General features: G+C 62.3%; 16 protein-coding genes and 1 tRNA gene. 12 read left to right on the plus strand and 5 right to left on the minus strand.

Going from position 1 to position 20,466, the window contains the following annotated elements:
* The first annotated feature begins 24 nt into the window (after nt 1-24).
* From AC3IT9_RS09990 to AC3IT9_RS10015, 6 genes are all read left to right on the plus strand, one after another.
* Nucleotides 25-2,448: a TonB-dependent siderophore receptor gene (locus AC3IT9_RS09990; protein WP_489272842.1), complete on the plus strand. Its 2,424-nt coding sequence runs from the start codon at nt 25-27 to the stop codon at nt 2,446-2,448.
* A 78-nt stretch (nt 2,449-2,526) separates the two neighbouring features.
* The gene (locus AC3IT9_RS09995) at nt 2,527-3,468 is read left to right on the plus strand and encodes an ABC transporter substrate-binding protein (protein ID WP_489272843.1); all 942 of its coding nucleotides are present in this window, start codon (nt 2,527-2,529) and stop codon (nt 3,466-3,468) included.
* Nucleotides 3,468-4,457 (plus strand): FecCD family ABC transporter permease, encoded by a 990-nt coding sequence (locus AC3IT9_RS10000; RefSeq protein WP_150727116.1) that lies wholly within the window; start codon nt 3,468-3,470, stop codon nt 4,455-4,457. Before AC3IT9_RS09995 ends, AC3IT9_RS10000 begins: the two co-directional genes overlap by 1 nt.
* Nucleotides 4,450-5,481, plus strand: a complete 1,032-nt coding sequence (locus AC3IT9_RS10005; protein ID WP_489272844.1) for a FecCD family ABC transporter permease — start codon at nt 4,450-4,452, stop codon at nt 5,479-5,481. Before AC3IT9_RS10000 ends, AC3IT9_RS10005 begins: the two co-directional genes overlap by 8 nt.
* Nucleotides 5,482-5,493: 12 nt before the next feature.
* A complete protein-coding gene (locus tag AC3IT9_RS10010) occupies nt 5,494-6,285 on the plus strand; it encodes an ABC transporter ATP-binding protein (protein WP_489272845.1) in 792 nt (263 codons plus the stop codon).
* Entirely contained in the window at nt 6,282-7,064 is a 783-nt protein-coding gene (locus AC3IT9_RS10015) for an IucA/IucC family C-terminal-domain containing protein (protein ID WP_489272846.1), read from the plus strand. Before AC3IT9_RS10010 ends, AC3IT9_RS10015 begins: the two co-directional genes overlap by 4 nt.
* A 76-nt stretch (nt 7,065-7,140) precedes the next feature.
* Here the strand turns inward: AC3IT9_RS10015 and aldA are convergent, their stop codons facing one another.
* From aldA to AC3IT9_RS10035, 4 genes are read right to left on the minus strand one after another with little or no spacing between them, the layout of a single operon-like run.
* Nucleotides 7,141-8,574, minus strand: a complete 1,434-nt coding sequence (gene aldA / locus AC3IT9_RS10020; RefSeq protein ID WP_489272847.1) for an aldehyde dehydrogenase — start codon at nt 8,572-8,574, stop codon at nt 7,141-7,143.
* Between the two features lie 19 nt (nt 8,575-8,593).
* The gene (locus AC3IT9_RS10025; protein ID WP_489272848.1) at nt 8,594-9,394 is read right to left on the minus strand and encodes an aldolase/citrate lyase family protein; all 801 of its coding nucleotides are present in this window, start codon (nt 9,392-9,394) and stop codon (nt 8,594-8,596) included.
* Nucleotides 9,395-9,408: 14 nt separating this feature from the next.
* The gene (gene rhmD, locus AC3IT9_RS10030) at nt 9,409-10,593 is read right to left on the minus strand and encodes an L-rhamnonate dehydratase (protein WP_008067008.1); all 1,185 of its coding nucleotides are present in this window, start codon (nt 10,591-10,593) and stop codon (nt 9,409-9,411) included.
* Nucleotides 10,594-10,626: 33 nt separating this feature from the next.
* A complete protein-coding gene (locus tag AC3IT9_RS10035; RefSeq protein ID WP_489272849.1) occupies nt 10,627-11,922 on the minus strand; it encodes an MFS transporter in 1,296 nt (431 codons plus the stop codon).
* A gap of 125 nt (nt 11,923-12,047) precedes the next feature.
* Between AC3IT9_RS10035 and AC3IT9_RS10040 the strand changes: the two genes are divergently transcribed.
* The 5 genes from AC3IT9_RS10040 (at nt 12,048) to AC3IT9_RS10060 (ending at nt 18,743) form a co-directional block, all read left to right on the plus strand.
* Nucleotides 12,048-12,989, plus strand: coding sequence for a LysR family transcriptional regulator (locus AC3IT9_RS10040; protein ID WP_489272850.1), 942 nt, complete (start codon nt 12,048-12,050; stop codon nt 12,987-12,989).
* A gap of 176 nt (nt 12,990-13,165) precedes the next feature.
* Nucleotides 13,166-15,997: a xanthine dehydrogenase family protein molybdopterin-binding subunit gene (locus AC3IT9_RS10045; RefSeq protein ID WP_489272851.1), complete on the plus strand. Its 2,832-nt coding sequence runs from the start codon at nt 13,166-13,168 to the stop codon at nt 15,995-15,997.
* Complete coding sequence (locus AC3IT9_RS10050; protein WP_007982256.1) at nt 15,990-16,529, plus strand: (2Fe-2S)-binding protein; 540 nt, start codon at nt 15,990-15,992, stop codon at nt 16,527-16,529. Before AC3IT9_RS10045 ends, AC3IT9_RS10050 begins: the two co-directional genes overlap by 8 nt.
* Nucleotides 16,530-16,531: 2 nt before the next feature.
* Nucleotides 16,532-17,770 carry a c-type cytochrome gene (locus AC3IT9_RS10055; protein WP_489272852.1) on the plus strand — a complete coding sequence of 413 codons (1,239 nt, stop codon included), beginning with the start codon at nt 16,532-16,534 and terminating at the stop codon, nt 17,768-17,770.
* A gap of 1 nt (nt 17,771) precedes the next feature.
* Nucleotides 17,772-18,743 carry an XdhC family protein gene (locus tag AC3IT9_RS10060; RefSeq protein WP_489272854.1) on the plus strand — a complete coding sequence of 324 codons (972 nt, stop codon included), beginning with the start codon at nt 17,772-17,774 and terminating at the stop codon, nt 18,741-18,743.
* Nucleotides 18,744-18,874: 131 nt separating this feature from the next.
* Here the strand turns inward: AC3IT9_RS10060 and AC3IT9_RS10065 are convergent, their stop codons facing one another.
* Nucleotides 18,875-20,158, minus strand: a complete 1,284-nt coding sequence (locus tag AC3IT9_RS10065; protein WP_489272855.1) for an NAD(P)/FAD-dependent oxidoreductase — start codon at nt 20,156-20,158, stop codon at nt 18,875-18,877.
* Between the two features lie 184 nt (nt 20,159-20,342).
* On the opposite strand from AC3IT9_RS10065, the gene AC3IT9_RS10070 reads away from it, so the two are divergent.
* Nucleotides 20,343-20,419: transfer RNA gene (locus AC3IT9_RS10070), tRNA-Val, on the plus strand.
* Nucleotides 20,420-20,466: the final 47 nt, after the last annotated feature.

Genomic DNA, 20,466 nt, shown 5'->3' on the forward strand with positions numbered 1-20,466 from the left:
GAAACGAAATCAGAGAGATTCACAATGCCCGCAGTGATGTCTAGCAGTATGCGTCCGGCTCCATCCAGGTTGCGCCCGTTGTTGCACTTGAGTCTGTTGTTGAGCCTGAGTGCCTGTCCGTTGTTCATCACTGCCGGTTGGGCCGAAGACGCGCCGCGCCGCAGCTATCAGGTGCCAGCCGGTAGCCTCGACGCTGCGCTGACCCGTTTCGCCGGGCTGGCCGGGGTCAATCTGTCAGTGGACCCGGGGCTGGTGAGCGGGCGCACCAGCCCCGGTCTGTCCGGCGACTTCGCGGTGGAGGAGGGCTTCGCCCAACTGCTACAGGGTTCCGGTCTGCAACTGCAGCCGGTGGGCGAACAGGCGTACATGCTGACCCCGGTGCCAACAGGCAGCAGCCTGCAATTGGGCGCTACCTCTATTTATGCGACGGCGGACACGGCGCACGGTGATCCGTATGTCGGCGGGCAGGTGGCACGCCGTGGATCGCAAGGCTTGCTGGGCTCGAAGGACTTCATGGAGACGCCGTTCAGCGAGACTACCTACACCAGTGAGTTGGTGAAAAACCTGCAGGCGCGTACCCTGGGCGACCTCGTGGCCAGCGATCCCTCGGTTCGCGCCACCAACCCGGCGGGTGGGCGGTATGAGCAGTTCACCATTCGCGGAATGAGCCTGTTCAACAGTGATGTCTCCTACAACGGTCTCTACGGCATCCTGCCGACGTACACCATCGACATGGAAATGGCCGATCGCGTCGACATCCTCAAAGGCCCGAGCCAGCTGATCAATGGCATCTCGCCGCGGGGCAGCGTGGGTGGCGGGATCAACGTGGTGCCCAAGCGCGCCACCGACGTGCCCATTACTTCGTTTACCGGCAACTACGCTTCCGACAGCCAGGTCGGCGGGGCCGTGGACATCGGACGGCGCTTTGGTGAGGGGGACATGTTCGGTGTTCGTTTCAACGGCGTGAAGCAGTCCGGTGACACCGAATGGGATCACCAGAGCGTTGACCGCGAGATGGCTGTGCTGGGCCTGGATTTTCGCGGTGAACGCCTGCGGCTCTCGACGGACGTCGGACATAACGAGCGTGACACCGACGCCCCGCAGGAGCGTGTGCAGGTGGGTGCCAACGCGCAGGTTCCGCACGCCAGCGATGTTCGCCACAACTATGCGCAGCCGTGGAGCAAGGCGCGGACCAAGGACACCTTCGGTACGGTGACCGGCGAGTACGATGTCAGCGATTCCGTCATGGTGTACGCCGGTGCGGGCGCGCGTAAAAGCAATCATGACTTCCTCCGGCACGCCGTAGCGGTCACCAACGACGCGGGTAATTTCAGCGTTCTGCCACGTGACTTCACCCGTGACGAAAATGTCCGGACAGCCAACGCCGGGGTACGCAACTGGTTCCATACCGGTCCGGTGAGCCATGAAATCAACCTGGCTGCCAGCTATTTCTACATGGACTTCGAAAACGGCGGCGCCCGTTATGCCGCTGCCCCGAGCAACATCTACAACCCGGTGCAAACACCGACACCCATCACTCCCACGCGCCTTGATTCCGAGGTGTATACCGAGAACCGTTCCAGCAGCGTGGCGTTGTCCGACACATTGGGTTTCTTCGATGACCGAGTGCTGTTGACCCTCGGCGCCCGCTGGCAGCGAGTGCAGGTCGACGACTGGACGGATAATGTCAAAGGCGACACGGGCTACGACGAAGAAAAGGTTTCGCCCTCGGGCGGCATCCTGTTCAAGGCCACCGATAAGCTCTCGTTGTATGCCAACTACATGGAGGGCCTGAGCCAGGGCAAGATCGCGCCGTCGACCTCGGTGAACGAGGACGAAATCTTCCCACCGTTCATCAGTCGGCAGGTCGAGGTCGGTGCCAAATATGATGCGGGTGCGTTCGCCATTACCACTGCGGTGTTCCGGATCAAACAGCCAGCCTATGAAACCAACGCCACGACGCGGGTTTTCGGCCCGAACGGCAAACGCGAAAACAAGGGTGTGGAAGTCAGTGTGTTCGGTGAGCCGCTCAAAGGCTTCCGCCTGCTCGGCGGCGTCATGTACATCGACAGCGAGCTGACCGATACCACCAACGGCACCTTTGACGGCAACCGCGCTCCCGCCACGCCGGAATACAACGTCAACCTCGGCGCCGAGTGGGACGTGCCGAGCGTGCAAGGCTTGACCCTGACCAGCCGCGGCATCTATTCCAGCTCGCAGTATCTGGACCAGTCCAATAACAAGGAAATCGATGCCTGGACGCGTGTCGACGTGGGCGCGCGCTACGCGTTCAAGGTCGAGGAAAAGAACATCACCCTGCGGGCCAATGTCGAGAACGTGGCCGACAAGCGCTACTGGAGTTCTGCCGGGGCCTCGGATGACAGCGAGCCTGGATTGACGCTCGCGACGCCACGAACCTACCTGCTTTCGGCGACCGTCGACTTCTGAATCGATTCAACCGTGCGTTGCGCCACAGGGAAGGGCGCTGCCGGGTTGTGTCCTGCATCGATTGCAGAGGACCAGAGCATGCCCAGCCTCACTAACCCGCTCAAGAACGAACAGGTCAACACGCCCTCCAGGCGCACGCTGCTGCGCCTGTCCCTGGGCGTGCTTGCACTGAGGTTTACCCCATCGGCGTGGGCTCTGGCCGACGCCGCGCCGCTGCGGGTGATCACCCTGTTTCAGGGCGCCACCGACAGCGCCGTGGCGTTGGGCATTACACCCTGCGGCATCGTCGACTCCTGGAGTGAAAAGCCCACCTATCGCTATCTGCGCTCGGCGCTGGAGCCGGTGCCCCATGTCGGCCTGGAAACCCAGCCGAGCCTTGAGGACATCGCGCTGCTGAAACCGGACGTGATCATCGCCTCGCGTTTTCGCCATGAGCGCATCGCACCCTTGCTCAAGCAGATCGCCCCGGTGGTGATGCTGGAGGAGGTGTTCGAATTCAAGAAGACCCTGGCACTGATGGGCCTGGCCTTGCACCGCCAGCAGCGGGCCGACGAGGTGTTGGCCCGCTGGCAACTGCGTACGGCGCAACTGCGCCGGCAACTGCAGCAGAAGTTTGCCGGGCGCTGGCCGCCTACGGTGTCGATTCTGGATGTCCGTGAAGACCATATCCGCAGTTATTTGCCGGCCAGTTTTCCAGGTTCGGTGGTCACTGAGCTGGGGTTGGGTTGGAGTGAGGCCAGTGGGGCGGCGAGCGGGGTATCGATCAAACTCACCAGCAAGGAAAGTCTGGCGGTGGTCAATGCCGACATTTTCTTTGTCTTCTTGCGCGCGGAGAAACCGGCAGTGCAGCGAAACTATGAAAGCCTGGTGCAGCATCCGCTGTGGCAGCAAATGCGTGCGCCGCAGCAGGGGCAGGTGTGGCGGGTCGACGGGGTGGCCTGGAGCCTGTCGGGCGGGATGCTTGGGGCGAACCTGATGCTCGATGACGTTGCGCGGCTGGTCACGGCGGATGCGGCCTGATGAGCAATGGTTTGAAGCTGTGCTGTGCCGGGGTCGTGTTGCTGCTCAGCAGCGTGCTGAGCCTGGCGGTCGGAGCGACCTGGATTCCGTTGTCGCAAATTGCCGCAGCCTTCGTGCATCCCGACCCGCTCAGCGTCAGCCATGTGCTGGTGACCACCACACGCCTGTCGCGCACCTTGATGGCGATGGCCGTAGGCGCGAGCCTGGCCGTGGCGGGGGCCTTGATGCAGGCGCTGACGCGCAATCCGCTGGCGTCCCCCGGCTTGTTCGGGATCAATGCCGGCGCGACTTTTTTTATCATCCTGTGTTCCTCGCTGTTTTCCCTGTCATCCCCGGATGCCTGGCTGTGGTGCGCGTTCATCGGCGCGGCCGTGGCTGGCAGCCTGGTGTGGCTGATCGGCAACATGGGACAGGGCAGTCTCAGCCCGTTGCGCATTGTGCTGGCGGGGGCGGCGATGGCCGCGTTGTTCTCTGCATTCAGCCAGGCGTTGCTGGTGGTCAATCAGGATGGCCTGGACACGGTGCTGTTCTGGCTGGCGGGCTCGTTGACCGAGCGCAGCCTGTCGGTCGCCGCGCCAATGCTGATCTGTGGCGTACTCGGGCTGTTCGGCGCGATGTTGTTGGCGGGGCAGGTTAACGTACTTAACGCAGGCGAGGAGATCGCCACCGGCCTGGGTCAGCGAACCGGTTTGATCCGGCTGCTGATGAGCGTGCTGGTGGTCTGTCTGGCGGGCAGTGCCGTGGCATTGGCCGGCAGCATCGGGTTTATCGGTTTGCTGGTGCCGCACATGGTGCGCAAGGGCTTGTCCATCGATCATCGCTGGTTGCTGCCGGGGAGTGCGCTGCTCGGCGCGATTGTCCTGCTGCTGGCCGATACCTTGTCGCGGGTGTTGATCCTGCCGCAGGAGGTGCCGGTTGGGGTGATGACGGCGTTGTTCGGCGCACCGTTTTTCATTCTGTTGGCCCGGCGTGGAGGTCGTTATGGATAAGGTCCTGACCTGGCGTCGCAGCGGATTTTCCCGGCGGATCAATGTCACCACGTTGTGGCGGTTGCTGGCGGCGTTGCTGGTGACGGCGCTGATCATGCTCGGCTCGTTGTCGCTGGGCAAAGTCATGCTCTCACCGCTGCAGGTGCTGCGGATTTTGCTGTCGAGCCAGGACCCCAGCCTGACGTTCATCGTCGAGCAACTGCGCTTTCCGCGCATGCTGCTGGCGGCGCTGGTGGGGGCGGCGTTGGCGGTGTCGGGGCTGATTCTGCAAAGCATCATCCGCAACCCGCTGGCATCGCCCGACCTGCTGGGTATCACCAGCGGCGCCAGTGCGGCAGCGGTGCTGTACCTGTCGTTTTTCTCTGTTGCGCTGGGCCAACAGTATCTGCCGCTGGCGGCGATGCTCGGCGCGGGGCTGGCGGCACTGGCGATCTATCTGCTGGCCTGGAAGCAGGGGGCCTCACCGCTGCGCCTGGTGTTGATCGGGGTCGGCATCAGCGCGATGTTGACCGCCGCGACCACCTTCATCCTGGTCTTCAGTCCGCTGACCACAACCCTGTCGGCCTATGTCTGGCTGACCGGCAGCGTGTACGGCGCCAGTTGGCCGGAACCGCTGGCGCTGGGGCGCTGGTTGTTGGGTATTTGCCCGCTGCTGGTGCTGCTGGCCCGGCAGGTGATGGTGCAACAGCTGGATGACTCTCTGGCCCAGGGCATTGGTGTTCGCGTGCAGTGGCTGCGCGCCGGTCTGTTGCTGGTGAGCGTGGCCTTGGCCGGTGCCGCGATTGCCTGGGGTGGGGCGATAGCGTTTGTCGGGCTGATTGCACCGCACATTGCCAAGCGTCTGGTGGCCCCGGGTTTCGGCGGTCAGGCGCTGATGGCGGCGTTGGTCGGGGCGAACCTGGTGGTATTGGCCGACCTCGCCGGGCGTGTGCTGTTTTTGCCGCTGGATCTGCCGGCCGGGATTTTTGTCGCCGTGCTGGGCACACCTTTTTTTCTCTATTTGTTGATTAAACAGCGTCATTGAGGAATTCAACGTATGACGTCGATTGCAAGTCGCGGCCTGACCCTGAGTTATCAGCGCCAGGTGATTATTGACACGCTGGACATGCAACTGCCCCAGGGCAAGATTTCGGTACTGATCGGCAGCAACGGCTGCGGCAAAAGCACCTTGCTCAAATCCTTCGCCCGACTGCTCAAACCGCAGCAGGGCTCGGTGATTCTCAACGGTGTGGATATCCAGCAAAAGTCCACGGCCGCCGTTGCCCGGGAGTTGGCCATTTTGCCTCAGACTCCCAGCGCGCCGGAGGGCATCACCGTCAGGCAGTTGGTGGCGCTGGGGCGTTATCCGTATCAGAGCTGGATGCAACAGTGGTCGGCGCAAGACGAAGCCATGGTCAACCGCGCGCTGGCGCAAACCAGTCTGCAGGCCCTGGCGGACCGACCGGTGGACGCGTTGTCCGGCGGCCAGCGCCAACGCGCGTGGATTGCCATGACCCTGGCCCAGGACACCGGCATCGTGCTGCTCGACGAACCCACTACCTTTCTCGACCTGGCGCATCAGATCGAAGTGCTGGACCTGTTGCGCGACCTCAACCGGCTCGAAAACAAAACCATCATCATGGTGCTGCACGACCTCAATCTGGCCTGTCGTTACGCCGACCACATGGTTGCGGTGCACAACCGGACGGCTTTTGCCCAGGGGCGGCCCGACGAGGTGTTGACCGAGGCCCTGGTCAAGACCGTGTTCGACCTCAATTGCCGAATCATTCCCGATCCGTTCTTCGCAACGCCGCTGTGCATTCCGTTTGGCCGGGAGTTGCCGCAATGAATCTGGCCTGTTATTTCACGGCGTCGGAGTGGGCGCTTTTGTCCGGTGGCTTGCGGCTCAAGGACAGCGACGAGCGCGACCCGTTGCGTTCAATGAAGGCCCGAGACTTGTTGCAGGAAGACGTGTGCGAGCAACTACTGGATGCGCTGGGCCCGGTGATCGGTTCGCCAACCCGGGCGATCACGGCCTCGCTGTTGGGCAAGCGCTTGTCGTTTCTGGCGACCGGCGCCTGTTTGTATGCGATGTCGGCGTATGACAAAGGGTTGTTGCTGACGCTCGACAACGCGGTGATTGAATACGGCCACGATGACGGGTTGTGGACGTCTTCGATGCCGCTGCATCACGGTCAGCCGCTGACGTATGGGACCAATGAACGCGAGGCCTGGCGGGAAGCCTTGGTGCAGGGACTGTTCGCCGGGCTGCTGAAACCGCTGTGGCAAACCTTCAATCGTGTCACCGGTGTTTCCCGGCGCATTCTCTGGGAAAACACCGCCGTGCGTATTTATTCGCTGTATGAAAAGCGCATGGCGAAAATCGAAGACTCTTCAATTCGCGAGCGCTGTGAAGCGGACTTCAATTGGTTGCTGACACAAGCCGAGCCTGCGTTGTTCGGCCTCGATTACAACCCGCTGAGCCATTTCCGCCGACCGCCGAGGCTGGTGGACGACGGGCAGCGCAGCATTCGCTTTCGCCGAACCTGTTGCTTTTATTACCTGGCCACCGAACCCGCTGAGTACTGTTCAACCTGCCCATTGCTACGTCCGGGGAAATGCCGATGAGATGCTCATTCCAGGGGGATGGGGCAGGCGCCTAAGCGATGGCATAGGCGCGTACCCTTCACAGAAAGGGCGTGGCTCAGCCTTGCAGATAGACCGCGTGGGTATGGGTGTATTCGTACAGCCCATGCTTGCCATCCGCGCCACCGATACCGGACTTGCGCACGCCGGCGTGGAAACCCTGCATCGCTTCGAAGTTCTCGCGATTGACGTAGGTTTCGCCAAAATCCAGCTCACGCATCGCCTGCAGGGTTTTGCTCAGGTCGCGGGTGTAGATCGACGAAGTCAGGCCATAGTCGCAGTCGTTGGCCAGGGCGATGGCTTCGTCCAGGTCGTCGATTATCTGGATCGGCAGCACCGGACCGAAAATCTCTTCGCGCATGATCTCCATGTCCGCGCGGCAACCGGCCAAAACGGTGGGCTGGAAGTGGAAGCCATTCGGCAGGTCGGCAATCTGTCCGCCGCTGATCAGGTTTGCGCCCTGGCTCAACGCGGTGCGGACTTTGCGGTTGACGCTGTCCAGCCCCTGGCGGTTGATCAGCGGGCCCATCTCCACGTCCGGCTGGGCAATCGGGTCGCCATAGCGGGTCGCGCTCATTGCTGCCGCGATGCGCTCGATGAACTGATCCGCCACCTTACGTTCGACGTACACCCGCTCGGCGCAATTGCACACCTGGCCGCTGTTGATGATGCGCGAATCGCGGATCGCCCTGACCGCCAGGTCGAGGTCTGCATCCGCCAGCACAATGGCCGGCGCCTTGCCGCCCAGTTCCAGGTTGAGTTTGGTGATGTTTGGCGCGGCGGCGGCCATGATCCGCGAGCCGGTGTCGACGCTGCCGGTGAAGCTGATCATGTCCACGCCTTTGTGTCCGCTCAATGCCGCGCCGACTCGGCCGTCACCGCAAACCACGTTGAATACACCGGGCGGCAGATCCGTTTCGGCCACCAGTCGGGCGAACTCGAAGCAGTTGTTCGGGGTTTCTTCGCTGGGCTTGATGACGATGGTGTTGCCGGTCAGCAGGGCCGGGGCCATCTTGCGGGCAATCAGGAAGAAGGGGAAATTCCACGGCAGGATCCCGGCCACCACGCCCAGCGGTTTGCGCAACAGGAAGATGTTTTCGTTCTGGCGGTCGCTGGTGATGATCTCGCCTTCGATGCGCCGGGCCCATTCGGCCATGTAGTCAAGGTAGTCGGCGGTGAAATTGACTTCGACTTCCGCCAGCCCGCTGATCTTGCCTTGTTCCAGGGTGATGGTGCGCGCCAGGTGCGCGACGTTTTCCCGCAGTTTGGCGGCGATCCGGCGCAAGTAGCCGGCGCGGTCATTTGCCGGTTTGCGCGCCCAGTCTTTCTGCGCTGCACGGGCGGCAGCGAGGGCGCGCTCGACGTCCTCGGCGGTCGAGGCGGGGACTTTCGACAGCACGGCGCCGGTGGCCGGGTTGATCACATTGAGGTGGGCAGCGCTGGCCACGAACTGGCCGTCGATGAAGTTTTCGTAAACAGGCACGGATGACATGGTGCGACTCCTTGGCAGATCAGTAAGTGCGTGACGGCGCTAGGGTGGTAGCGGGTTCTCGGTAGCGGGCGAGGGTGGCCATGGCGCTTTGGCGCAGCAGGCTGATGTCGATGGCTACCGCAATGAACTGGCAGCCCCAGCGCTGGTAGCGGCGGGCGTCTTCTTCGTTGGGTGCGAGAATCCCGCAGGCCTTGCCGGCCGCCAGCGTGGCGTTCACGGCGTGTTGAATCTGCTCCTGAACCTCCGGATGGCCGGGGTTGCCGGCATGACCCAGGCCGATCGACAAATCCGCCGGCCCGATAAACACCGCATCCACGCCCTCGACGGCGGCAATCGCTGCGACGTTTTCCACGCCGGTGCGCGATTCCACTTGCACGATCAGGCAGAGCTGTTCATGGGCGGTATTCAGGTAATCCGGCACACCGTCCCAGCGGGTGGCGCGGGTCAGGCCGCCGCCGACTCCGCGAATGCCGTGGGGCGGGTAGCGCATGGCGCGCACCAGTGCCTGTGCCTGCTCGGCGGTTTCGACCATCGGGATCATCAGCGTCTGTGCGCCGATATCCAGCAGTTGCTTAATCAGGTTGGCATCGCCATTCACCGCACGCACTACCGGCGCGGTCGAGTAAGGCGCCACGGCCTGCAACTGGGCAAGTACGCCGGGCACTGTGTTGGGTGCGTGCTCGCCATCGATCAGCATCCAGTCGTAACCGGTGGTGGCGACGATCTCGGCGCCGTAGCCAGTGGCGAACCCGGCCCAGATGCCATATTGGGTCGCTGAGCTGTTCAGCGCGGCCTTGAACGCGTTGTGCGGCATGTTCATGTCGAACTCCTTTCTCAGCGGTTATACGGCCGATGCAGTTGGCATTCGGGGTTGAGGGTCACGCCGAAACCTGGCTGGTCGAGCGCGGACAGGCGCATGCGGCCATTGACCGGCACCGGTTCGCCGAGCAATTGCGGGTGGAACATCGGCACCACTTCGTCAGCCTTCGGCGCCATCATCAGGAACTCGGCGAACGGGCTGTTATGCCGGGTGGCGACGAAGTGGTAGCTGTACACCGATGAGCCGTGAGGGATGACCAGTGCGTTGTGGGCGTCGGCCAGGGCCGAGATCTTCACCAGTTCAGTGATCCCGCCGCACCAGCCGACATCCGGCTGGATAATGTCGCAGCAGCCCATCTCCAGGAGCATGCGGAAGCCCCAGCGCGTGGCTTCGTGTTCGCCGGTGGTCACCAGCATGCCTTTTGGTACGTTGTTGCGCAGGGCTGCGTAGCCCCAGTAATCGTCCGGCGGCAGGGCTTCTTCGATCCATTTCAAGCCGTATTCGTGGGCGCCGACCGCCAGTTTCGTGGCGTAGTTGAGGTCCAGGCTCATCCAGCAATCGAGCATCAGCCAGAAGTCCGGGCCGACACGTTCGCGCATGGTCGCCAGCTCTTCGAGGTTCTTGCGCAGGCCTTCCTCGCCTTCGGCCGGGCCGTGGTGCAGCGGCATCTTGCCGCCGATGAAACCCATTTTCTGCGCCAGGTCCGGACGGGCGCCGGTGGCGTAGAACTGCAATTCGTCGCGCACCGCACCGCCGAGGAGCTGGTGCACCGGTTCCTGGCGGATCTTGCCGAGCAAGTCCCACAGCGCCAGGTCAACGCCGGAGATCGTGTTGATGACGATACCCTTGCGCCCGTAATACAGGGTCGACTGGTACATCTGGTCCCAGATTTTTTCGATGTCGGTGACCCGGGCGCCTTCAAGGAAGCGCGCCAGGTGCTTTTCGACGATGTAGGCGGCAGGCTCGCCGCCAGTGGTCACGGCAAAACCGACGGTGCCGTCGCTGGCTTCGATTTCCACCACCAGGGTGCCGAGTACGTTGATGCCGAAGGTGCGGCGGCTCTGGCGGTACTCGGGGTATTTGCTCATTGGCGTGGCAATGTGATCGTCGATCCAGTGGCCGTCGGCCTGGTCGTGATAATCGGCGCCGCCGCCTCGCAGAGTGAAAGCGCGGACGTGTTTGATGGTTGGAATGCCCATGGTGTGACTCCTTTTTTTAAACGGCGGTCAGGTTTAAACGGTGGCCGGTTTGTTCGAGGCTTTATGGCCGGGCGCGCGTATGCCCAGCACCAGCAACGCGGCGATGACGGTGGTAGCGGCCAGCACGTACAAGCCTGCTGCCGGTGAATGGAAGGCGCCTTCGGCCCAGTTCTTCAGCACCGGGGCGATGAAGCCACCGAGGGCGCCGAACGAGTTGATCAGGGCGATCCCGGCCGCGGCGGCGCTGCCGGCGAGGTAGCTGGAGGGGAAGGTCCAGAACACCGGTTGCACAGCGATGAAGCCGGAGGCGGCAAAGCACAGGGCGATGATCCCCAGCAGCGGGTTGCTGAAGGTTACCGAGCAGGCAATGCCGGCAGCAGCCATCAACAGGGTCAGGCAGGCGGTGCGGCGGCGTTCGCCGGTGCGGTCGCTGTAGCCGGGAATCAGGTACGCGGCGATCAATGCGCAGACCCACGGGATTGCCGTCACCAGGCCGACCATCAGCCCGACCTTGGTCCCCAGCAGTCCGCCAACCTGACTCGGCAGATAAAACACCACGCCGTAGACGCTGGCCTGGATCAACAGGTAGATCAGGCACAGGTACAGCACCGAGGGTTGGCAGATCACATTGAGCAGGCTGCGGCCATGATTCTGTTTATGGCTGTCTTCCTGATCGAGCAGGCTCTGCACTTGCTGGCGTTCCTCGACGGTCAGCCACTTGGCGTCGGCCGGACGGTTGTCCAGGTACCAGTAGGCCCAGATGCCCACCGCCGTGGCCATCAGGCCTTCAACGGCAAACAGCCACTGCCAGCCGTGGAAGCCGGCGAAGCCGTCCAGTTCCAGCAGCAGGCCGGACAGCGGACTGCCGAAGATGAACGCCAGCGGCGCACCGAAATAGAAGAAACCCATGGCCTTGCCGCGCACGGCGCTGGGAAACCAGTAGGTGAGGTAGAGGATCACCCCGGGGAAGAAACCGGCTTCGGCCACGCCCAGCAGAAAGCGCAGGATGTAGAAGCTGGTTTCAGTGTGGGCGAAGACCATGGCGGCGGAGACCAGGCCCCACGTGACCATGATCCGGCACATCCACAGGCGGGCGCCGACGCGGTGCAGGATCAGGTTGCTTGGCACTTCGAGCAGTGCGTAGCCGGCGAAGAACACGCCGGCGCCGAAGGCGAAGGCGGCATCGCTGATGTTGGTGTCGGCCTGGAAGGCTTGTTTGGCGAACCCGACGTTGGCGCGGTCGAGGAAGGCCATGATGTACATCAGCAGGAGAAACGGGAGTAGCCGCCAGGAAATTTTGGCGAGCAGAGGCGCGGGTAGAGTCTTCATCGCAGTTTTCCTTTGGTAGGGCATTTGTTCTTATGGGGAAGACTGTACGGCCGCTGATCGATGCGTTACAAATCGAATCTAGCTAACAACTGATACCCTCAAGGTATCGATAAAAAAGGCCCGCCATGACCACGCCGACCATCTCCCGCAGTCTGCTCAATCGCCTGCGCTACAAGCATTTGCACATGCTGGTGACGCTCAGCAGCAGCCAGAACCTGCACCGCGCTTCGCAAAGCCTGAACATGTCGCAACCGGCGGCAACCCGCATGCTCCATGAGATTGAAGACATGTTCGGCTGCGATCTGTTCGAGCGCCTGCCGCGGGGGATGCGCCCGACAGCGCTGGGTCAGGAGCTGATTCGCTTTGCCGAGTCGGCCATCAGTGGCCTCGACCGTTGTGCCGAGGACCTGATGGCACGGCAGCAGGGCGGCTACGGCTATCTGTCGATCGGTACCATCATGGGCGCGGCGCCGGACCTGGTCATGGATTCGATTGCCGAGATCAAGGCGCTCAATCCGCAGTTGCGGATTCGCATCATGGGCGACACCAGCGACCAGGTGATCCAGTTGCTGGAACAAGGCCGCATCGACCTTGCCATCGCCCGGCGCAATGCCGCCACCGACAGTGAGCATTACGTCTTCGAGCAATTGGGTAACGAACGCTTGCTGGTGGTGGTGCACGCAGGCCACCCGCTGGTGCGGCGCAAAAAACTGGAAATGGCGGAGCTGGTCAGCGGTTGGCCGTGGATCCTGCAACCGGAAACCAGTCCGGCGCGCATCGGTCTGGATCAGGCGTTGCAGCGCCTGGCGTTGCCGTTGCCGGCAGACATCATCGAGTGCAGTTCGGTGTACTCCATGCAGCAACTGATTCAGCTGACCGACGCGATCATGGTGCTGTCGGAAACCGCATTGCGCGACTATCTTAAAATGGGCCTGGTGGTGGCGCTGCCGGTGGAACTGGATGTGCAGATGGCGCCATTCGGGTTGTTGTTGCGCAAGGGCGAGCACATCAGCCGGGAGTTGGGGTTGTTCATCGATCTGCTGCGTCGAAAAGTCGCGGTTTTTTGATTCCTTGGTCAGTTTTTGGTTTTCCGCGAAGGCATAAGCCTATAAACTTAACCTTTCGGTCAGCTTTGCACTGTCAACAACAGCCCTTTGCATCGTCGAAAAGGGCTTCTGCAAGACTCGAGATTTCCAGAACATAACCAGAAGGGCGGGCCCCATAACCGCCCAGAGGATGATCCATGTCCAACCGTGATATATCCCGGCGCTCGTTCCTTCAGGGCGGGCTGGTAGCGGGTGTGAGCGTGACGCTCACGCCATTGAGCAGCCAGGCGCTGGCCGCCTTGATGGAGAACAGTGTGACCGTGCCGTCCGAGCAGTGGCTCGGCAACAACGGCAAGGCGCGCGCCCGTAACGATGCCTTGTCCAAGGTCTGCGGCAGCAAGGTGTTTGCCCGCGACATCCGCGCCAAGGACATGCCGGGCTGGCCGCAGCAGCAAGGCCACGCCATGCTGCTGAAAACCATCAAGGCCGACCACATCTTTGCTGGCATCGACCTGTCGTGGCTCGGTGCCGAGTTACAACCGGACCGCATCGTCACCGCCGAAGACCTGGTCAAGGACGGTATCGTGTTCCCTGAGGAGCACGCCCCGGATCCACTGTTGCCGGCCGGCAAGGTGCCGATGTTCATCGGGCACCCGGTGGCGATCCTGATCTGGAACGATTTCGAGCGCTTCCGTCAGGCCAAGAACCAACTCAAGTTCAATGACAAGGCAATCCGCTACGGCGAGAAAGCGCCGTTCTACGAAGGCGATCCCTACGGCAGCTTCCGCTACGTGCGCGTTGGCGGCGCGACCTCGGCGGACGAAGACGAGTTCGCCAGCCTCAAGGATTCGATTCTGTTCCCGATGCTGAAAAACCGTCGTCCGGTGTGGAATGCCCAGCCGAACCTGCACGGCAACCTGACCGAGCGCGGGCTGTTCTACGCCGAGCGCATGAAGCAGCAGATCGATACGCCGCCGGACAACTGGCTGGTGTTCGACGAGCGCTACAAGACCCCGTCGATCGAACCGGCCGCCCTGGAGCCGGACAACGGCAACGGCTGGTACGACCCGGCGACCAAGACCCTGCATTTCGTGGTGGCGACACAGTGCCCGCTGGAAACCGCGACCGAGACCGCGAAGATGATCGCGCCGTCGCGTTTCGGCCTGGCCAACCTGAACATGCACCCGGGTTACACCGTCGGTTACGGCTCCAAGGACCACAATATTTTCGTCTACTACGCAGCGCTGGCGGCGTTGTACGGCGCTGGCGTGCCGGTGCGCCTGGCCAACGACCGCTACGAGCAATTCCAGAGCGGCATCAAGCGTCACCCGTTCGACATTCGCTACCAATTGGCGGTGGACAAGACCGACCACAGCTTCAAGATTTTCCGCTCCGAGATGAGTGTCGACGGTGGCGGGCGAATCAACTACAGCCCGTCGGTGGCGGCGGTGGGCGCCACGGCCGCACAGTCGATCTACTACATGCCGCAGAACGATCTGCAGGTCACGGCCTATCACTCCCGCGCCGTTGAAGCCGGGTCGATGCGTGGCTATGGCACCCTGCAGAGCATGGCGGCGACCGAGATGATGGTCGACGAAATCGCCGATCGCCTGGGTGTCGATGCCATTGAGCTGCGCCGCAAGAACGCATTGCGCTCGGGCATGAAAAACACCCAGGGCGCGATCCCGGCCGGTGCCTTGCGCCTGCACGAGATTCTCGACAAGGCGGCCGTCCACGACACCTGGAAAAACCGCGACGCGATCAAGAAGCAACGCGAAGCCGCCGATCCGGACAACTGGTACGGGGTGGGTTTCGCCATCTGCCAGAAAGACTTCGGCACCGGTTCCGAAGCGCCGATGGCCAGCATTGAATTCACTGCCGAAGGTCGCATCAGCCTGCGCCACATCGGTATCGAAATCGGCACCGGCATGTCCACCTCCCAGGCCATGGTCGTGGCCGATTTCCTCGGTATTGCGGCGCACGAAGTGAAGACCGGCGAAACCGAATGGAAAGAGTTGCAGCTGGTCAGTGGCGGCAACCCGTACATCATGAGCCAGGCCGAGCAGGACAATTTCCTGCGCAATCCGCGCTGGGTCGGCAAAGTCGCTTCGGCTTCGTCGGCCACCAACTCGGCGTACTACTTCAGCCATGCCACCCGTGAAGCGGCGCGCGTGCTGTTCAACCACGGCCTGTGGCCGGCGGCGCTGGAGATCTGGCGACAAGGCCCTTACGGCGGTCAGGCCAACCCTTATGTGGTTCGCCGCGAAGAAGCCCATTGGGTCGACGGCAAGCTCACCGCCAACGGCATGGAGCCACTGCCATTCGCCATGCTCGCCAAGCGCGTTCACGAACGTGGCCTGGTGAGCGGCGCCACCGTGCATGGTTTCAACCGCTGGAGCTGGGCCGAGGCCGAGTTCAGCATCGACGGCGTGCGTGAGCGCTTGCCGCTCGACGGCCTGGCGGTGAAGTACGGTGACGGTGCACCGAAGGCGAAGAAGGCGCAGATGAACAGCGCCGGTTTCCATCTGCTGGATCGGCAGGGCATCGCCTACCCGGCGACCCAGCTGAACAACGCGGCGGTGACTTACTACAGCCCGGTCGCGACGCTGGTGGAAGTGAAGGTCAACAAGGGTTCGAACGAAGTGTCGGTACTCAACCATCACTCGTGGGTCGAGTGCGGTCGGGTGCTGGTGGAAGAACTGGTCAGGGGCCAGCTCGAAGGCGGGATCGCCATGGGCATCGGCCATGCGCTGATGGAAGAGATGCCGTTGTACGAAGGCGGGCCGGGGGAGGGGGACTGGAACTTCAACCGTTACCGCTTGCCGATGGCGCGCCACGTCGCGGTGTGGAAACAGACGGCGGACATCCTGCCGCCATTGTCGCCAAGCGACCCGTCCAAGGGCATCGCCGAGGTGGTGATGATCCCGGTGGTCGGTGCCATCGGCAACGCCGTGGCCCATGCCATCGGTAAACGTGTCCGCGACCTGCCTATCACTTCTGCACGCATCAAGGAGGCCCTCAATGGCTAACCGTCCGCTTCAACTGACCCTCAACGGTCAATCCGTCGGCCCGGTGGACATCCCTGATGACCTGCCGATGATCGACTACCTGCACGAATACAAGAACCTCACCGGTTCGCGCCTGGGCTGCGGCCAGGGCATCTGCCACGCCTGTGTGGTGATCGTCGACAACCCCGACGGCACCAGCGAAGAAGTGCGCACCTGCATCACTGGCGCGCACTATTTCGAAGGCAAGAAGGTCCGGACCATCGAAGGCCATGCGACCCGCGACGAGCAGGGCAAGGTCACCGAGCTGAACCCGATCCAGCAGCGCTTCGTCGACGAATTCGCCTTCCAGTGCAGCTACTGCGCGCCGGGCTTCGTCAATGCCGCGACCGTGCTGGTGGAAAAGCTGCAGCGTCAGCCGATCGTCAAGAGCCAGCTGGAAAAAGTCATCGAGGACAGCCTCGGTCATCACATCTGCCGTTGCACCGGGTACGTGCGCTACTACAGCGCCACCCGCAACGTGCTGACCGATCTCGGCCTGGTCAAGGAGGGTTAAGCATGAAGCTTCTACTTAGCCGCCTGGCGTTGGCGGTTGGTCTGGCTGCGCCTGTGGTAGCGGCTCACGCGGATGATGCGCAGGTCAAGCAAGGCGAGTACCTCGCCCGCGCCGCCGACTGCATGGCGTGCCACACCGCACCGGGTGGCGCGCCCTATGCGGGCGGCCTGCCGATCGTATCGCCGTTCGGCACGATCTACGGCACCAACATCACCCCGAGCAAAGAGCACGGTATCGGCCTGTACAACGATGACGAGTTCTTCGCCGCGCTGACCGAAGGCAAGCGCCGCGATGGCGCGAACCTGTATCCGGCAATGCCGTACACCTCGTATCACCTGATCCCGCGTGCAGATTCCGACGCGATTCATGCCTACCTGAAAACCGTCGAGCCGATCGAGCGCGCCGCGCCGGTCACCAGCCTGAGCTTCCCGTTCAACGTGCGCCTGGGGCTGATGGGTTGGAACATGATGTACGGCAAGGACGTGAAGCTGGAGCCTGCCGAAGGCAAGAGCGAAGCCTGGAAGCGCGGCCAGTACATGGTCGACGTGCTGGGTCACTGTGGCGAGTGCCACACGCCTCGCGGTCTGCCCGGTGCGATGCAGATGGACAAGCGCATGACCGGTGGCATTCTCAATGGTTATCTGGCACCGAGCCTGCTGGCCACTGACCTGGCGGCCCGTGGCTGGAATCATCAGGACCTGAGCTCGTTCCTCAAGCACGGCATGAGCGCCCAAGGCACGATGTTCAACGAGATGTTCCCGGTGTTCCACAACAGCACTCAGGGCCTCACTGATCCGGATTTGGCCGCCATGGCGACGTTCCTGCTCGGCGATCAGCCGCCAGCGGCGAAAGTCCTCACTGAAGTGCCGTTGGACAAGCTGAGCCCAAGTGCCCAGCGCGGCCGTCAGGAATATTTGAATGTCTGCGCCGGTTGCCATGCGCCGGGCGGTGAGGGCAAGCCGCACATCGCCGTGGCCATGCGCGGCAACACCACGCTGCGCCTGGAAGATCCGCGCAACCTGGTACGGGTGATCGACGACGGTATCGGTGAGCAGAAGTTCTCCGGGTTCGAACACATGCAACCGATGCCGGGATTTGTCGACAAGTTGAGCGACGCGCAACTCACGGATCTACTGAACTACCTGCGTCAGGGTTGGGGCGGTCAGCCGAATGATCTGGCTGTAAACGACGTGCAGAAGTTGCGGGCCGATGCGCCGCCGCTCGAGCACAAGGCCCACTGATATGCAGCATCTGGATCTGCAAGTGGTGCGCCGGGCGCTGGAGTGGTCGGCGGCTGGTCAGCGCATCTGGCTGTGTACGGTGCTGGCCACTTACGGCTCGGCACCGCGCGCGCCGGGTTCGCTGCTGGCGGTGAACACGCAGGGGCACTGGATTGGCTCGTTGTCCGGTGGCTGTGTCGAGGAAGACTTTCTCGAGCGAGTCGCCGAGGGCGCGTTTCTGGAGCCGGTCAGCGTTGTTCGTTACGGCGAAGGCGACGATCCACGCTCGCGCGTCAGCCTGCCCTGTGGCGGGGTGCTGGATGTGCTGGTCGAGAAGCTTGACGCCGATTGCGAGGTGCAAGCGCATCTGCGGGAACTGGAGTCGGCGCTGCTGGGCCGACGTCGGTTGATCCGCGAGGTTGATTTGCTCAGCGGTGCGCGCAGCCTGTTCGATGATCGTGAACAGGGTGTGCGAATCGAACGTGAAATCGACCGGGTGCGCGTGCGCGTCGGCGCGGCCCAGCGCTTGCTGCTGGCGGGGTATTCCAGTGTCGCCCAGGCCTGTGCGGAGTTTGCCGTGGGGCTTGGGTTCGAGGTGATTCTGTGTGACCCGCGGGACGAAGTGCTGGAAGGCGTCGTGCTGGAAAACGTGGAGATTCGTCGCCAACTGCCGTCGGTGTTCATCGCCGACGGTGGCTGTCACAGCGACACGGCGGTGGTGGCGTTGACCCACGATCCACGCATCGATGACCTGGCGATGATGGAGGCAGTACGCACCGAAGCGTTTTACATCGGTGTGATGGGCTCCATGCAGACCTCGCAAAAGCGCTTCGAGCGCTTGCGGCGTATTGGTGGACTGGGGGATGTCGAGTTGGGGCGGATTCATGCGCCAATCGGGCTGAACCTGGGCAGCAAGACGCCGGCGGAGATTGCTTTGGCGGTGCTGTCCGATATCTTGCGGATTCGAAGCGGTATCCCACGAGATCGTCTCTAACCCAAAACCCCTGTGGGAGCGAGCCTGCTCGCGATGAGGTCGTAGCATCCAACATATTCGTTGGCTGCTAGACCGATATCGTCGGATCGCCGCCCGGAGCCGGCTCGCTCCTACAATGTATTGCGTGCCGCTTAGTACCCGAACCTGTCGCGCAATCCGTAGTACCAGGCGCCCAGCGCCGCGAACGGGGTACGCAGCATTTGTCCGCCCGGGAACGGATAGTGGGGCAGCTCGGCAAACGCATCAAAACGTTCTGCCTGGCCGCGTAACGCTTCGGCCAGCACCTTGCCCGCCAAATGCGTGTAGGTCACCCCATGGCCGCTACAACCCTGGGAATAGTAGATGTTGTCGCCCAGCCGTCCGACCTGAGGAAGACGCGACAACGTCAGCAGGAAATTGCCCGTCCACGCGTAATCGATCTTCACGTCCTTGAGCTGCGGGAATGCCTTGAGCATCTTCGGTCGGATGATTGCTTCGATGTTCGCCGGATCCCGCGCGCCATACACCACGCCGCCACCGAAAATCAGACGTTTGTCGCCGCTGAGGCGGTAGTAGTCGAGCAAGTAATTGCAGTCTTCGACACAGTAATCCTGAGGCAGCAGGGTCTTCGCCAGTTCTTCGCCCAACGGCTCGGTGGTGATCACCTGTGTGCCGCAAGGCATCGACTTGGCGGCCAGTTCCGGCACCAGGTTGCCCAGATAAGCGTTGCCGGCGACGATGATGAATTTGGCCCGGACCTTGCCCTGCGGCGTGTGCACCACCGGATTCGCGCCGCGCACGATGCGCACAGCGGGCGACTGCTCGTAAATCGTGCCACCCAGGGACTCGACCGCCGCCGCTTCACCCAGCGCCAGGTTAAGCGGATGGATGTGGCCGCCACTCATGTCGAGCATCCCGCCGACATACTGATCGCAAGCCACTACTTCGCGGATGCGACGTTGATCCATCAACTCAAGCTGGGTGTGACCGAAACGCTCCCACAGGCGCTTCTGGGATTCGAGATGCCCCATCTGCTTGGCGGTCATCGCGGCGAACACGCCACCGTCCTTCAAGTCGCACTGAATGTTGTACCTGGCGACCCGCTCACGAATGATTCGCCCACCCTCGAACGCCATCTGCCCCAGCAACTGGGCCTGCTTGGGACCGACCGTGCGCTCGATGACATCGATATCGCGGCTATAGCTGTTAACGATCTGGCCGCCATTACGCCCGGACGCCCCGAAACCCACCCCGGCGGCTTCGAGCACCGTGACCTTGAAGCCGTTCTCCAGCAGAAACAGGGCAGAGGACAGCCCCGTATAACCGGCGCCAATTACACAGACATCGGTCTCCACGTCATCCTGCAACGCCGGGCGCGGTGGAACCGCATTGGCCGATGCGGCGTAGTAGGACTCGGGGTAGGGAGTGTTAGCCATCCGGCAGCCTCTGTTTAATATATTTTACGAGTGCATCGATCCTACCCGAGTTGAAAATCGCCCGCCAGCCACCCGGAAAATCTTCTTTGCACGCGCAAAATTAAATATTTTGCATATTCATAGGGTTAGCTCGAAAAAAGGTGTTGACACCCCTCCGGAATTCCGTAGAATGCCGCCTCACAGCAGGCACGTAGCTCAGTTGGTTAGAGCACCACCTTGACATGGTGGGGGTCGTTGGTTCGAGTCCAATCGCGCCTACCAAACAAAATCCGCTCTGCTGGGCGGTCTGGAAGGGCTCACCGAAAGGT

The sequence above is a fragment of the Pseudomonas sp. KH_046_1 genome, from assembly GCF_057839025.1.

What these genes read in the sequence shown, in the direction of transcription:
- AC3IT9_RS10005 (WP_489272844.1), top strand. Translation starts at nt 4,450, where the DNA reads ATGGATAAGGTCCTGACCTGGCGTCGCAGCGGATTTTCCCGGCGGATC.
- AC3IT9_RS10010 (WP_489272845.1), top strand. Translation starts at nt 5,494, where the DNA reads ATGACGTCGATTGCAAGTCGCGGCCTGACCCTGAGTTATCAGCGCCAG.
- AC3IT9_RS10050 (WP_007982256.1), top strand. Translation starts at nt 15,990, where the DNA reads ATGGCTAACCGTCCGCTTCAACTGACCCTCAACGGTCAATCCGTCGGC.
- AC3IT9_RS10040 (WP_489272850.1), top strand. Translation starts at nt 12,048, where the DNA reads ATGACCACGCCGACCATCTCCCGCAGTCTGCTCAATCGCCTGCGCTAC.
- AC3IT9_RS10015 (WP_489272846.1), top strand. Translation starts at nt 6,282, where the DNA reads ATGAATCTGGCCTGTTATTTCACGGCGTCGGAGTGGGCGCTTTTGTCC.
- AC3IT9_RS10000 (WP_150727116.1), top strand. Translation starts at nt 3,468, where the DNA reads ATGAGCAATGGTTTGAAGCTGTGCTGTGCCGGGGTCGTGTTGCTGCTC.
- AC3IT9_RS10060 (WP_489272854.1), top strand. Translation starts at nt 17,772, where the DNA reads ATGCAGCATCTGGATCTGCAAGTGGTGCGCCGGGCGCTGGAGTGGTCG.
- AC3IT9_RS10035 (WP_489272849.1), bottom strand. Translation starts at nt 11,922, where the DNA reads ATGAAGACTCTACCCGCGCCTCTGCTCGCCAAAATTTCCTGGCGGCTA.
- rhmD (WP_008067008.1), bottom strand. Translation starts at nt 10,593, where the DNA reads ATGGGCATTCCAACCATCAAACACGTCCGCGCTTTCACTCTGCGAGGC.
- AC3IT9_RS09990 (WP_489272842.1), top strand. Translation starts at nt 25, where the DNA reads ATGCCCGCAGTGATGTCTAGCAGTATGCGTCCGGCTCCATCCAGGTTG.
- AC3IT9_RS10045 (WP_489272851.1), top strand. Translation starts at nt 13,166, where the DNA reads ATGTCCAACCGTGATATATCCCGGCGCTCGTTCCTTCAGGGCGGGCTG.
- AC3IT9_RS10025 (WP_489272848.1), bottom strand. Translation starts at nt 9,394, where the DNA reads ATGAACATGCCGCACAACGCGTTCAAGGCCGCGCTGAACAGCTCAGCG.
- AC3IT9_RS09995 (WP_489272843.1), top strand. Translation starts at nt 2,527, where the DNA reads ATGCCCAGCCTCACTAACCCGCTCAAGAACGAACAGGTCAACACGCCC.
- AC3IT9_RS10055 (WP_489272852.1), top strand. Translation starts at nt 16,532, where the DNA reads ATGAAGCTTCTACTTAGCCGCCTGGCGTTGGCGGTTGGTCTGGCTGCG.
- AC3IT9_RS10065 (WP_489272855.1), bottom strand. Translation starts at nt 20,158, where the DNA reads ATGGCTAACACTCCCTACCCCGAGTCCTACTACGCCGCATCGGCCAAT.
- aldA (WP_489272847.1), bottom strand. Translation starts at nt 8,574, where the DNA reads ATGTCATCCGTGCCTGTTTACGAAAACTTCATCGACGGCCAGTTCGTG.